A 13,626-nucleotide genomic window follows, 5' to 3' on the forward strand; every position below is an offset into this window, starting at 1 on the left:
TTCTTCTTCAAAAGCCTTTAAAGCCTCTTTAAGGGCCTCTTCCATAAAAAATAGGTCTTCTTCTTTAAACATTTTTATACTACCCTAAACTTCTAACAAAAAAACCACACGCTAAAAAAGCTAAAGAAACTATAAAAACTAAGGTTTCTAAGTATACTACCTGCCCAAGAGGTCTCTTTTTAACTACTAAACCAAGAAAATAAGCTACTCCCCAAACCAAAAAGAATACTCCAAATTTGTAATGAAAAAGAGTTGTTAAGCTGGTTATCAATAGTCCTATTAAGATAGTTAAGTTCAAAATTTTAAAGAAAATTTTAGGCTCATACGAAAAGGTAGAAAGTAAAAAATTTTTCGGCAAAAAGCCATCTGTCTGAAAGTAAACGATCTCTAAATAAAGTTTTAGGTATAAAATCACAAGAACAGCTTGCAAAAAAATGACTCCAAAACTAAAAGTCCAAAAGGGATATAGATAAAGAGAAAGGGCTGACAAGAAAAGTATCTCCCAAAAAAAGGTTAATGCACTTCGATAGGTAAGAAAGTCAATCAACAAAAGTGCTATCACCAAACTTATTATCCTTGGTTTATAAAGAAAAGCGGTTATTAAGGTAAAAAAACCCGTTAGCACAGCAAAAAACAAAAGTTTTTTTTGATGTTGAGAAAGAAACCTGTATTTTATCGGAAGGTAAAACTTAAAACTTTCTTTTAAAAGATTTTGGTTTAAAAGGTTTCTAAAAAGACTAAAACTTAAAAACCATAAAAGAAGATAAGAAAACTTAGAGTTTAAAGGATGGTTAATCCCTAACAACAGCCCAAGAAAAATTAAAAATAGGGTTAACGACCAGGTAGCCGAAGAAAAACACATAGCTTTTAAAAACTTATAAAAAAAAGAAGTTCTATTCTTTAAAACATCGACCACCTCGTTTATTAGCCAGTTTGGTGTTGAGGCTCCTGCAGTTATACCTACTGTTTTATGTTTCTTTAAATCTTCCCAAGAAAGTTCTTCAGGACTTTCGACAAGAAAAACATCTTTATTTTCTTTTTTAGCTACGTCTGCTAACCGGTTGGTGTTTGCACTAAACTTTCCACCTATAACCACGATAGCTGAACATTCCTCACAAAGTTTTCTAACCTCGTTTTGTCTGACTGCTGTAGCATTACAGATGGTATTGATGATCTTTCCGTTAGGATAAAGAGACGTTATTCTTTTAGAAAGATGGTTAAACAGTTTTTCGTCTTGGGTAGTTTGAGAGAGGATGACATAATCTTTAAGAGGGGGAAGGGTTACAACGTCTTCTTCTGAGGAAACCACATATCCTTTACCTTCACAATAACCAAGAATACCCTTAACTTCTGCATGATCTTTATCTCCTATGATCACTACCTCTTTTCCCTCTGATACAGCTTTTTTAGCCAAGGCCTGAACCTTAAGGACCCTTGGACAGGTACCATCTATAACCTTATGTTTTTCTGTCAATGCTTTATATTCCTTTGGAGGTACCCCATGGGCACGAATGATTACCACACCTGAGGGAAGGTTTTCGTTAGGGTCTTTTAACACCTGTACTCCAAAAATATCAAGAAGTTTTAAAGTCTGAGGATTATGGATTAGTGGTCCGTAAGTATAAATATATGATTTTTTCTCGTTTAAAGCCTTTAATACTAAATTTACCGCCCTTCTTACCCCCATGCAAAACCCAGCTTTTTTAGCGATTTTTATCTTCATAAGATTTCTCTCCTTATCTCTGCCTTTAACCTCTCTATATCTCCTTTTTCAGCCATACTATAATACCCATTCTTACCTATGATAACATGGTCAAGAACCTTAATCTGCAGGAGTTCCCCTGCTAAAACTAGTTTTTTAGTAATCACGAAATCCTCTTTAGAAGGCATCGGATCTCCAGAAGGATGGTTATGGACGATCACTATGGAAAGGGCCTTCTTCTCCAGTGCCTTTTTAAAAATTTCTCTTGGATATACCGCACTTTCATGTAGGGTTCCTTCAAAAAGGGTTTCTCCTCCTAAAAACTTAGACTTAGCATCAAGAAAAAGAACTTTTAAAACCTCTCGGTCCAAATTTTGCATTTCATACTTGAGATATTCATATACCTCTTGTGGAGACCTTAGATATTCTGACTTTGTCGCCCTACCCTGAAGATACCTTCGAGCAACCTCATGGATAACCTTTAAAGGTAAAATAGCCCTTTCCTTAAGTCCCTTAAACTTTTTAAGTTCTTCTAAAGGAGCATCAAGTACTTGGTCTAAAGTTTTATATTGCTCTAAAAGAGCTCTTGCAAGTTTTCTGGTATCTCTGTAAGGAAGGCTAAACATTAAAAGAAGCTCAAGTAAGTCTTCATCTGTAAAACTTTTTGGCCCTTCTTTAAGAAACCGTTCTTTTACCCTAGCTCTGTGGCCTTTTGCCTTTTCATACGCCTCTATCAAAATTTTTTGAGAATATTTTTTTTCGGGCATGTTTAAAACACAATCGTTTTAAAAACTCATCTGAAATTGAGCCCTTCCGTGAACCTGAAAAATTTCATCTTTTATATGATAGGTCATACCCTTTCCCCTAATCAACATACCTTTTTGTTTTACTAAAACTTCTTTTTCCGTAAAAAGATAGTTCTTTTTAGGAAAAAATATCAACTCTTCGGTATATACTTCTCCATAGTTTTCAGTAACCAATTTTACATTGCCTTGAAAAACCATTTTATCCTCTTTGGGATAGTAATAACCTCTCTGAGAAGAGACGTTAATTCCTTTGGATGGACTGATTAAAGTTAAACCCTCTGCCCAAAAGGTACCTTCTTTATCACGTTTAAAGAAAGATGCTTTAAGCTTCCAAAGAAGTCCTTCTTTACTGTAAAAACTGTACTCCAAATCTTTGGCTACCATACGAAAATCTTTGGATAAAGAAGGAGAAACTAAAAACAAAACTAAGATAGATAAAATTGCAACGCCTCTTCCCATTTTCCCTTAGCCTTTAAAATGAGGTCACAGACCTCCCTTACAGCCCCTTTCCCTCCAGGGAGCTTTGTTATGTAATGGACATACTCGTTTACCGGAGGCCATCCATTAGGAACTCCTATAGCTAATCCTACCCTTTTTAACACAGGAAGATCTATCCAATCATCTCCCACATAGGCAATTTCTTCGTCTTTAAGCCCTTTTTCTTGTTTGAGCTTCTCATATATTTTGAATTTAGTTAATTCTCCTTGAGAAACAAAGATGATACCCAACTCTTTGGCTCTGTGCTGGGTAACTTGAGAGAATCTGCTTGAAAGGATGGCTACTTCAACCCCAATTTTTTGTAAAAGTTTTATTCCCATTCCGTCAAGTACGTTAAATTGTTTAACCTCTTCCCCTTCACTGGTAAGGATGATCCTTCCATCGGTAAGCACACCGTCTACATCTAACAAAAGTAACTTAATTTTCTTCGCTTTTTGTAGAATTTCTTGAGGAAAGTCCATGTTTTTTTAACACCTCTCTTAGGTCTCTAATTTGAGAAAGTAGAGGGTCTAACCAACTAAGAGGTAAAGAATTGGCTCCATCACAAAGGGCTTTTTCCGGCTCTGGATGAACTTCCATAAAAATCCCATCTACTCCCACTGCTACCGAAGCCCTCATCAAATATGGGATGAACTCTCTTTCCCCTCCAGATTTACCTTCCCCTCCCCCAGGAAGCTGAACGCTGTGGGTAGCGTCAAAAATAACCTTATCACTAAACCTCTGCATTATAGGAATACCTCTAAAATCTACCACCAGATTTCTGTAACCAAAGGTATAGCCTCGTTCGGTAGTCCATACCTCTTGAGAGGTAAACTGTTTAGCCTTTTCTACTGCATATTTCATATCCCATGGAGAAACAAACTGACCTTTTTTGATGTTAACCACTTTTCCAGTTTTTGCTGCTTCCACTATCAGGTCAGTTTGTCTACAAAGAAAAGCCGGAATCTGAATAACATCCACTACCTCAGCTACAGGTTTAACCTGCCAGGTTTCATGAACATCGGTAGTAACAGGAACTCCTATTTGGGTTTTTACCTCGTATAACCAGGCAAGACCTTTTTCAAGCCCAGGTCCTCGGTAGGAAAAAATAGAGGTCCTGTTAGCCTTATCAAAAGAGGCCTTAAACACAAACTCAAAATCATACTTAGTAAGAAGCTCTTTAAGCTCGTTGGCTATATAAAGGGTCAACTCAAGGTCTTCTAAAACACAGGGCCCTGCTATGATTAAAAACCTGTTCTTCATAACCATTACCTTTCTTAGAATTTCAAATTTTTAAAAAGTATTTTATAATCAATTTGACATACTTGCAACCCTATGAAAAATCTTATGGACTATACAAGGTTTGAAAAAAACTTTTTCCGTAAAAAATGGACAGGAAGAATTTCTATAGCTTTAGTATTTCCTAATCATTATCAGGTTGGGATGTCTAACTTAGGTTTTCTTTATGTCTATCAAAGACTTAACCTTTATCAAGAAATAGTATGTGAGCGGGTGTTTTTACCAGAAAAAAATGAAAAAATAAGGTCTATCGAAAGTTCTCGTCCTCTTAAAGATTTTAACCTTATACTTTTTTCCATACCCTTTGAAGTAGACTATATAAACGTGGTAAAAATCCTACAAAAAGGAGAACTTGGGTTAAACCCTACTCAAAGGACACAACCTGTGTTAGCAGGAGGAGTGGCTACTTGGTTAAACCCAGAACCAATCTCTTCTTTTGTTGATGCTTTTTTACTTGGAGAATGGGAAGAAATAGAAAAACATGTAGTTCCTATTTTTATAGAACATTTTAACCACAAAAAAATACTTCTTGAAAAATTAAGCACTTTAAACTTTGTTTACCTTCCTCTGTCCTCTGACCAGAAGAAAATAAAAGTAGCCAAAATAAAAAAACCAGAAAAGGTGGTTTATTCAGATCTTATCAGTCAAAAAGCAACGTTTTCTGAAACCTATCTTATAGAAGTAGCCAAAGGCTGTGGGAGAGGTTGTAGATTTTGCGCCGCAGGTTTTATGTATCGTCCTCCCAGAGGTTATCCAGAAAAAGCTCTATCTGACGTACTCGAAAACATACCAGAAAACTCTAAGGTTGGTTTAGTGGGGCTTGAATTTGCTAATAAACAAGAAATCCTTGAGTTTGGAAAAAAACTTTTAGAAAAAAGTTGTACCCTTACCTTTTCTTCTCTTAGGATAGATGCCTTAAACGAAGATTTTTTAGAACTTTTAAAAGGGACAAAAAGTGTAGCCATTGCACCTGAAACAGGGTCTCAAAAACTTAAAAAGGTTATTAATAAAAACCTCACCCCAGAAGAAATCTTTGAGGTGTTAGAAAAATTTCAGCAAAGGGGTTTAAAAAACATAAAATTTTATTTTATGTTAGGATTACCCTTTGAAACCCAAGAGGATTTAGAAGAAACGGTAAAGTTTATAAAAAAGTTACTTGCACAAAAATATAATCTTAATCTTTCTTTTACCTTTTCTTTCTTCGTTCCTAAACCTCATACCCCTTTTCAATGGGCAAAATTTTCAGATTTAAAGAATTTAAAAGAAAAAGAGAAATGGGTAAAAAAAGAATTAGGATATGTTAAAAACCTAAAGGTTGAACCTCCTGAGGAGGTACTTTTACAAACTTTGATAGCCCGAGGTAGCAAAGAATTAAAAGATTTTTTAATTAGTTTAGCTCAAGGTCAAAACCTAAAAAGGATTATAAAAAGTATGCCTAAGGTTTTAAAAAGTTTGTGCCCACAAGATTCGTTAGAGACAGAATTTCCGTGGGATAAGATTGATTTAGGAGTAAATAAAGAGTTCCTATGGAATGAATGGCAAAAGGCAAAAAACTTAAAACTAACTGGTTTTTGCCATCCTGAGAAATGTAAACTCTGTGGAGCCTGCGAAAAATAAACAGATTGTGTTGATATTTTAAAAATTTGTGGTAAGATTAGTTTTTAACTATGAGTGTGTTAATGGGAATAAGTATCTTTCCTGTAGATAAAGGAGAAAGTTTAAGTAGTTTTGTAGCTCGAGCTGTAGAAACCATACAAAAGTCCAACTATCCTTATATAGTTACTCCTATGGAAACCGTGGTAGAAACGGAATCTATAGAAGAAGCTTTGAGGCTTGCTGAAGAGTGTTTTAAAGCTTTAGAAGTAGATTGTAATAGGATCATCGTTAACATAAAAATCGACTACAGAAAAGGCAAATCAGGTCGTATCAAAGGTAAGGTTGAATCGGTACAAAAGAAGATCAACCAACCATTAAATACTGTCTAAGAATATCTAAAAAGGAGGTTCTTTTCTCAAATGCCTAATAAAATTGTCTTAGCTTATTCTGGTGGACTTGATACTTCAGTAATTTTAAAATGGCTTATAGAAAGGTATCAATGTCCGGTGATTGCTTTTTGTGCAGACCTTGGACAAGAAGAAGACTGGGAAGAGATTAAACAAAAAGGACTTAGTTGTGGAGCTGAAAAGGTTATTATAAGGGACCTTAAAGAGGAATTTGTAAAAGAGTATGTATTTTTTGCCATAAAGGCTGGAGCAAGATATGAAGACTGGTATCTTATGGGAACCTCTCTTGCTCGTCCACTGATTGCTAAAGAACAGATAAAGATTGCCTTTGAAGAAGGGGCTGATGCCGTAGCCCATGGAGCAACGGGAAAAGGAAACGATCAAGTAAGGTTTGAACTTACTTTTTCCGCCTTAGCTCCTCATCTTAAAGTGATTGCACCCTGGAGAGAATGGGATTTTAAAGGAAGGCAAGACCTGATTGCTTACGCCCAAAAACATGGTATCCCAATTCCAGTAACCCCAGAAAAACCTTATAGCATAGATGCCAACCTTTTTCATATAAGCTATGAAGGAGGTATTTTAGAAGACCTGTGGACTGAGCCACCAGAAGATATGTTTCTTATGACGGTATCTCCTGAAAAGGCACCTGATAAACCAGAATATATCGAGATAGAGTTTGAAAGAGGAGAACCGATAGCAGTTAACGGAGAAAAATTAAGCCCTGCCAACCTTCTAAAGAGACTCAATGAAATAGGAGGAAGACACGGGGTTGGCAGAATCGATATGGTAGAAAACCGGTTTGTTGGACTTAAAAGCAGAGGCATTTACGAAACCCCAGGAGGAACCATCTTACATATAGCCCATAGAGCTTTAGAACAGATTACCCTTGATAGGGAAGTAATGAGGCTTAAAGATAGTCTTATGCCTAAGATAGCAGAAATGATATATTATGGTTTTTGGTTTAGTCCTGAGTTTCAGGCGTTGAAAACCATGGTAGAACAAACTCAAGAAAGGGTTTCCGGAACGATAAGAGTTAAACTCTATAAAGGGAATGTAATGATAGCAGGGAGAAAAAGTCCTAACAGCTTATATAAAAAACGTTTGGTAAGTTTTGAAGAAAAAGAAGGATACAATCCTAAGGACGCAGAGGGTTTTATAAGACTTCAGGGATTGAGATTAAAAATTTACAACCTATCGAAGGAGGAGGAAGCATGAAAATCTTTGTTGACACCGCTAAAATTGAAGAAATCAGAAAGGTTAAAGAATGGGGTATCCTTGATGGAGTAACTACCAACCCTACCCTTCTTTCTCAAACAGGGAAACCTTGGAAAGAAGCTGCCCTTGAGATTTTAAATGAAGTCCCAGATTTGCCGGTTTCTTTAGAGGTTTTAGCTACAGACTTTGAGGGTATGGTTAAAGAAGCGAAAGAACTGGCTAAGATGGGAGATAATGTAGTTATTAAAATCCCCTTTACTGTAGATGGAATAAAAGCTGTCCAAGCCTTAGCTGCAGAGCAAATTCCTACAAACGTTACCTTAGTTTTTAGTCCTATGCAAGCTCTTATTGCTGCCAAAGCAGGAGCCACTTTTGTTTCTCCTTTTGTAGGAAGAATAGATGACATCTCCTATGATGGAATATCAGTCCTAGAAGAAATTATCCAGATTTACGCAGCTTATGGGTTTGAAACTGAAGTTATCGCTGCAAGTATACGTCATGTAGACCATGTAAGAAAATGTGCCCTTTTAGGGGTAGATATTGCTACCATTCCCTTTAAAGTAATAGAACAGATGTTTAAGCATCCTCTCACTGACATAGGCCTTGCTAAATTTTTAGAGGATGCTAAAAAAGCCAACATTTCTATCCTGTAAAAGACTGAGTTTTAAGGGTTGCCTTGTTTTTATGTGAGTTAGACCTCAAATTATTTTATGTCATAAACCAATTTAGACATAGGTTATTAGACTTAACCTTACCTTATTTTAGCCATCCAGACCTTATTTATGTCTTTTTTGTTACGTCTGGATGGCTTATCCTTAAAAAGAAAACTTTACTACAAAGTTTGATAATCTGGATTTTTTTAATCTTAGGGTATGTATGGGTAGATTTTAGTTGTGCTAAAATTCTTAAGCCTTATTTCCAAAGACCAAGACCTTTTGTATCTCAGGAAAACCTTTATTATTACTCTGATCAAAAACATCGTTACCTCAACCAACCTTTAAAAAAAGAAACTTCCTACAGTTTTCCTTCAAATCATGCCTCAAATGTCTCTTTTGCTTCCATTTACTTAAGTCTTTTTTATCCTCCTTTTGCCTGGGGCTGGATATTGTTTATGTTGTTGGTAGGTTGGTCAAGGATATACCTTGGGCACCATTATCCCTTTGATGTGCTGTCTGGTTTTTTCTGGGGTGGTTTTTGGGGATGGACGTTTTATCTTTTGGTAAAAACCCTTCTTAAAAAATTAAGACATGAAAAAAAACTTTCTGCTTAAACCACTTTTCTTCTTATTCTCTTTGTTTTTGATAAAACTTTTATATCTCCTACTTTTAGACCTCCCTCTTTCTTATGACGAGTCTTATTATTGGGACTGGTCAAGGAATCTTGCTTGGGGATACTACAGTAAACCACCGATGGTTGCATGGCTGATTAAGATTTCAACCGGTTTTTTTGGAAATTATGAATGGGCAGTCCGGTTACCTGCACTTTTTTCTATTACCTTTACCACTTTATTTTTTTATCTAATCCTAAAAAAACGCCTTCCTTATGAGAAAGAACTTCTTTTAGGTCTAACCTGTCTTAGCTTAATACCTTTACTTACTGTATACAGTTTTATCATGACCATAGACCCTCCTCTTATGCTTTTTTGGACTGGAGCTACCTATTTTTTTATAAATTATTTAGAAACGCTAAGGGTAAGACACGCTTTTTTGGCTGGTCTCTTTATGGGCTTAGGTCTTCTTACAAAACAAACGATGTTGGGGTTTATAGCGATTGCCATAGGATATATCCTATGGTTTAAAAGACCAGCCTTAAAAAAACCTGTAACTTTTCTTATGTTTGGATTACCTTTCTTGATGATTCTACCCAATCTTTACTGGAACTGGATAAATGGTTTTGTTATGTTTAAACATACAGAGGAACATTTTTCAAGAACCGGGATAGAGTTGTCCAAGGGAATAAAAACAATACTTGAGACCTTACTACTTTATACCCCTTTAGCTTTAGGTTTTATACTCATGGCACTAAAAAACTTAAAAGATGAGATATACAAAACCAGAGATTTTATTTATTTTCTTGGGCTTCCGTCTTTATTATTCCTGGGGCTTTCTTTTATGGTAGAAATAAACGCAAACTGGATCTTACCTTTTATGGTTTCAGGACTAATCTGGGTAGTTTATACCCCTCCTTTTCCTAAATTTATCACTTTTCTCAGGTTTAACCTCCTTTATGGTATTTGTTTCCTTATACTGGCCTTGTCATTTGGAGCCTTTTTTGACCGATTTCCAGAGTTTACCCGAGACCTTTTAAAGAAATTTATAGGATGGAGAGAACTTGCCTCTTATGTTGAGACCTTTTATGATGGGAAAACTCCTATCGTTGTCTCTTATCGAGATATAGCTTCCTCTTTAGCTTTTTATCTAAAGTCTCATCCAGAAAACATTTATGTAGTACAAAAGCACCCTTACCCACAAAATCAATACCATCTATGGAGAAAAGACTCAGATTTATCAGGAAAAGAGGTTATCTTTATCCAAAAGAACCCTATCCCTCCTAAAAACCTTAGAAACCCTGTTAAACTTGGTGAAGTTCGGGTTAAAATATCTCAAAAAACTTATAAAGAGTTTTTTATCTGGAAAGGAATTTGGGAAAAGGAAGGATAAAACATGGCTTACTATTGTCAGGAATGTGGTTATAAAAGCCTTAAATGGTTAGGACGCTGTCCTGAATGTGGGGGATGGAATACCTTTATAGAAGAAAAAGAAAGCTCGATAAAAACAAAAAACAAAACCAGAATAAATAATAAACCGATAAAGGTCTTAAAACTTTCAGACATAAAGTATGAAGTAAAACCAAGGATTTTAACAGGTCTTAGCGAACTTGATTTGGTATTAGGAGGAGGATTTGTGCCTGGGTCTTTTATCCTTATAGGAGGAGATCCAGGGATAGGGAAATCTACCCTTCTTACTCAAGTAGCAGGTGTGCTTGCAGAAAAGGGACTAAAAATAGTTTATCTATCTGCCGAAGAATCTGCTGAACAAGTTAAGTTAAGGGTTGAAAGACTGGGGTTGGGAGATGAAGTCCTTTTTATAGGAGATACTGAACTTTCCACGATAATAGAAGAGTTGAAAACCATAAAACCTGACCTTCTGATAGTAGACTCCATCCAAACAGTTTTTTTACCTGAGTTAGAAAGCCCTCCAGGTGGGGTTTCTCAAATAAGAGAGTGTGCGAATCTCCTTATGCGCTTTGCTAAAGAACAGGAGGTGGTAACAATTGTGGTAGGCCATATTACCAAAGGAGGCTTGATTGCAGGACCAAAAGTTTTAGAACATTTGGTAGACGTGGTACTTTATTTGGAGGGAGAGAAAGAAACAGGATTTAGGATTTTAAGAGCAGTAAAAAACCGTTTTGGTCCGGTAAATGAGATAGGAGTCTTTTTGATGACCTCCAAAGGATTGGTTCCTCACTCTCAATGTGAAGACCTTTTTCTATCAGGAGAAGAAAATGCGGCTGTATTTTGTGTGATAGAAGGAACAAGACCTTTGCTGGTAGAGGTGCAATCCTTGGTTGCCAAAAGTTTTCTTGCTTTACCAAGAAGGACAGCAGTTGGATTTGACCCTATAAGGCTATCTTTACTTGTTGCTATCTTAGAAAAAAAACTAAATTTCAATTTTAGTAATCAAGACATTTATGTTAAAATATCTGGGGGGCTCAAGATCACCGACCCTTCTGCAGACATGGCAGTAGCTGTTTCTTTGGTGTCAAGTTTATTAGAAAAACCTCTTCCAGACAAAACTATTTTTATAGGAGAAATCGGGCTTTCCGGTGAGATAAAACCAGTAAGAGAAATAGCCCTTCGGCTAAAAGAGGCAGAAAAGAAGGGGTTTAAAAGAGCTTTTGTTCCAGAAAGATTAAACCTTCCTAAGCATAACCTATCATTAGAAATAATCCCTTGTAGAAAGCTTTTAGAAGTTTGTGAAAAAATCTTTTAGTAGAAAAATATAAAACCCTATGTTTGAAGATTTTATAAACCTTTGGGATAGCAGAGAAGAAATAAGGGTTTTTGTAAAAAATCATCCCATAGCCGGAGGTATTTTATTTGTTTTTTTACAAGCTTTACAAGTAATAATAGCCCCCCTCCCTGGAGAAGTGACAGGATTTTTTGCAGGTTTTCTTTTCGGAGGGATCTATGGGTTTATGTTAAGTATGGCAGGCTTGATGGTAGGGTCTTTAATTTCTTTTTATATAGCAAGGTTTTTAAGAAAAAAATTTTTTAAAAAATACCGTCAATCTCCCATCTATTTGAAGGTAAAGAAAATTTTTTATAAACATGGGCTTACTGGAATGTTTTTACTTTATCTTTTTCCTGGGTTTCCCAAGGACTTGCTAAACTATTTACTTGGTTTTATGCCTGTCTCTCTAAAAGGTTTCACGGTGGTATGTTTTTTAGGTAGAATACCAGGCACTTTTGCCCTTTCCCTTCAGGGGGATGTAGTATACGGTGGGCATCCTCAAAGTATAATTTTAGTAACTCTCACTTTTGTGATAGTTTTTTTAATTTTTTTGGTGATTAAAAAAAGAATTGAAGGTTGGTTAGAAAAAGATCCTACCACTTAGTTCTTACCTTTACCCCCTTTTTAGCTAAGTAATCCTTGATTTCTTTCACGGTATACATTCCATAGTGAACCATAGAGGCTATAAGCGCTGCATCAGCTTTACCTTCGGTAAGAACCTGATACAAATGTTCAGGGTGACCTGCACCACCTGAGGCAATAACCGGAATGTTTACCGCCTCTGCTATCATCCTCGTAATGGTTAACTCATAACCTTCTTTAGTGCCGTCTGCATCTATAGAATTAAGACAAATCTCCCCTGCCCCTAAGTTTTCTGCTTCTTTTGCCCACCAAACAGCATCTATTCCCATAGGTTGTCTTCCACCCTTTATCCAAACCTCATATCCAGAGGGGATTTTAGAAGAAGGTTCAACCTTTTTCACATCCATACCAAGTACGATACATTGAGAACCAAAGGCCTTAGCCCCTTCGTAAATCAGTTTGGGATTAAGCACAGCCGCGGTATTAACCGAAACCTTCTCTGCTCCTGCAAGCAAGACCTGTCTCATGTCTTCGACTGACTTAATTCCACCTCCTACTGAAAAGGGAATAAAAATCCGTTCGGCAGTCCTTCTAACCACGTCTATCATGATCCCTCGATGTTCTGCACTGGCAGTAATATCGTAAAAAACTATTTCATCAGCCCCTTCTTGATAATACTTTTCAGCCATCTCTACAGGGTCGCCTACCTCTACATTGTCTTTAAACTTTATCCCTTTAGTCGTTTTACCATCCTTTACGTCAAGGCATACGATTATTCTTTTACTTAACATGTAAAACCCCTTTACACTTTTTTAAAAGGCAACCTGCCTTTTTCTCTTTTTAAGCTCAGCTAAAACCAAATCCTCCTCCACAAGAACTCTTCTTATAATCACCTACCCCTTTCATCATCGCACATACATTAGATACTACCTTTTCTACCTTTTCTGAACCACAAAAGGGACATTTTACCTCTTGTTCTTCTGTTTTACTAAAAATAAGTTTTTCAAAAATCCTCCCACAATCATAACACCTAAATTCATAAATAGGCATACCCTTCCCCTCCTATATCCTTAAATTTAGCTTCGCAGTAAAATAATAAAAAATTTTTAAATTTCAACCCCTGTTTCTTGTAAAAGCCATCTATAAAAACAGGGGGTAACCTCAGAAACCTCTATTTTTGCGATGCAAGGACAAGAATAAGAATGGTTTTTAAGCACCTCTTTTTCTACCTCAGGATAAAGAGATTCGCGGGTTTTTACTATTAAAACAGCTTCTTGAGAGCTTTCTATCTTACCTTCCCACCAATACATAGAGTTAATGTTAGTAAAAAGGTTAACACACCCACAAAGTCTTTTCTCAAGGAGTATCCTTCCAACTTTTTGAGCCTCCTCTGAATTGGGAAAAGTTATGTAAACAAATACAATCTTATCTTGTGCCATAATTACCTCCTGTTTAAATTTCTCTCTAAAAGAGCTAAAGTATAATTATACCTTAATCGTTATAAATTGCCAAAAAATAAAGGTTTTTTC

Annotated in this window: 16 protein-coding genes; 8 read left to right on the top strand and 8 right to left on the bottom strand. The window is 36.1% G+C overall.

Going from position 1 to position 13,626, the window contains the following annotated elements:
• Positions 1–79: 79 nt before the first annotated feature.
• From ispH to kdsA, 5 genes are read right to left on the bottom strand one after another with little or no spacing between them, the layout of a single operon-like run.
• Complete coding sequence (ispH, locus tag PWP26_RS05310; protein WP_081856464.1) at positions 80–1,723, bottom strand: 4-hydroxy-3-methylbut-2-enyl diphosphate reductase; 1,644 nt, start codon at positions 1,721–1,723, stop codon at positions 80–82.
• Positions 1,720–2,469 (bottom strand): DNA repair protein RadC, encoded by a 750-nt coding sequence (radC, locus tag PWP26_RS05315; RefSeq protein WP_301399138.1) that lies wholly within the window; start codon positions 2,467–2,469, stop codon positions 1,720–1,722. The genes ispH and radC overlap by 4 nt, the downstream gene beginning before the upstream one ends.
• A gap of 18 nt (positions 2,470–2,487) precedes the next feature.
• On the bottom strand, positions 2,488–2,967 hold the full coding sequence (gene lptC, locus PWP26_RS05320; protein ID WP_287568312.1) for an LPS export ABC transporter periplasmic protein LptC: 480 nt from the start codon (positions 2,965–2,967) through the stop codon (positions 2,488–2,490).
• Positions 2,934–3,467, bottom strand: a complete 534-nt coding sequence (locus PWP26_RS05325; protein ID WP_287568315.1) for an HAD-IIIA family hydrolase — start codon at positions 3,465–3,467, stop codon at positions 2,934–2,936. Before PWP26_RS05325 ends, lptC begins: the two co-directional genes overlap by 34 nt.
• Positions 3,424–4,248 carry a 3-deoxy-8-phosphooctulonate synthase gene (kdsA, locus tag PWP26_RS05330; RefSeq protein ID WP_038060399.1) on the bottom strand — a complete coding sequence of 275 codons (825 nt, stop codon included), beginning with the start codon at positions 4,246–4,248 and terminating at the stop codon, positions 3,424–3,426. The genes PWP26_RS05325 and kdsA overlap by 44 nt, the downstream gene beginning before the upstream one ends.
• Positions 4,249–4,332: 84 nt before the next feature.
• Here kdsA and PWP26_RS05335 point away from each other — a divergent pair, with 84 nt between their 5' ends.
• From PWP26_RS05335 to PWP26_RS05370, 8 genes are all read left to right on the top strand, one after another.
• On the top strand, positions 4,333–5,901 hold the full coding sequence (locus PWP26_RS05335; protein ID WP_301399141.1) for a radical SAM protein: 1,569 nt from the start codon (positions 4,333–4,335) through the stop codon (positions 5,899–5,901).
• 62 nt (positions 5,902–5,963) lie between these two features.
• On the top strand, positions 5,964–6,269 hold the full coding sequence (locus tag PWP26_RS05340) for an MTH1187 family thiamine-binding protein (protein ID WP_235181314.1): 306 nt from the start codon (positions 5,964–5,966) through the stop codon (positions 6,267–6,269).
• 30 nt (positions 6,270–6,299) lie between these two features.
• Complete coding sequence (locus tag PWP26_RS05345; protein ID WP_273010356.1) at positions 6,300–7,502, top strand: argininosuccinate synthase; 1,203 nt, start codon at positions 6,300–6,302, stop codon at positions 7,500–7,502.
• The gene (fsa, locus tag PWP26_RS05350) at positions 7,499–8,155 is read left to right on the top strand and encodes a fructose-6-phosphate aldolase (RefSeq protein ID WP_038060393.1); all 657 of its coding nucleotides are present in this window, start codon (positions 7,499–7,501) and stop codon (positions 8,153–8,155) included. Before PWP26_RS05345 ends, fsa begins: the two co-directional genes overlap by 4 nt.
• A 23-nt stretch (positions 8,156–8,178) precedes the next feature.
• Positions 8,179–8,772, top strand: a complete 594-nt coding sequence (locus PWP26_RS05355) for a phosphatase PAP2 family protein (RefSeq protein WP_038060391.1) — start codon at positions 8,179–8,181, stop codon at positions 8,770–8,772.
• Positions 8,750–10,162 (top strand): glycosyltransferase family 39 protein, encoded by a 1,413-nt coding sequence (locus tag PWP26_RS05360; protein WP_038060390.1) that lies wholly within the window; start codon positions 8,750–8,752, stop codon positions 10,160–10,162. The genes PWP26_RS05355 and PWP26_RS05360 overlap by 23 nt, the downstream gene beginning before the upstream one ends.
• A 3-nt stretch (positions 10,163–10,165) precedes the next feature.
• On the top strand, positions 10,166–11,494 hold the full coding sequence (gene radA / locus PWP26_RS05365) for a DNA repair protein RadA (RefSeq protein WP_038060388.1): 1,329 nt from the start codon (positions 10,166–10,168) through the stop codon (positions 11,492–11,494).
• Between the two features lie 19 nt (positions 11,495–11,513).
• A complete protein-coding gene (locus tag PWP26_RS05370) occupies positions 11,514–12,119 on the top strand; it encodes a TVP38/TMEM64 family protein (RefSeq protein WP_051754472.1) in 606 nt (201 codons plus the stop codon).
• Here the strand turns inward: PWP26_RS05370 and hisF are convergent.
• Genes hisF through cutA form a run of 3 tightly spaced genes read right to left on the bottom strand, consistent with a single transcriptional unit; the run spans position 12,109 to position 13,536 of the window.
• Complete coding sequence (gene hisF, locus PWP26_RS05375) at positions 12,109–12,888, bottom strand: imidazole glycerol phosphate synthase subunit HisF (protein ID WP_022855545.1); 780 nt, start codon at positions 12,886–12,888, stop codon at positions 12,109–12,111. The two genes, PWP26_RS05370 and hisF, sit on opposite strands and share 11 nt — an antisense overlap.
• A gap of 55 nt (positions 12,889–12,943) precedes the next feature.
• Positions 12,944–13,147 (bottom strand): zinc ribbon domain-containing protein, encoded by a 204-nt coding sequence (locus PWP26_RS05380; protein WP_022855546.1) that lies wholly within the window; start codon positions 13,145–13,147, stop codon positions 12,944–12,946.
• 56 nt (positions 13,148–13,203) lie between these two features.
• Positions 13,204–13,536 carry a divalent-cation tolerance protein CutA gene (gene cutA / locus PWP26_RS05385; RefSeq protein WP_301399144.1) on the bottom strand — a complete coding sequence of 111 codons (333 nt, stop codon included), beginning with the start codon at positions 13,534–13,536 and terminating at the stop codon, positions 13,204–13,206.
• Between the last annotated feature and the right edge of the window lie 90 nt (positions 13,537–13,626).

This window comes from Thermodesulfobacterium sp. (assembly GCF_030445475.1).
Classification (GTDB): domain Bacteria; phylum Desulfobacterota; class Thermodesulfobacteria; order Thermodesulfobacteriales; family Thermodesulfobacteriaceae; genus Thermodesulfobacterium; species Thermodesulfobacterium commune.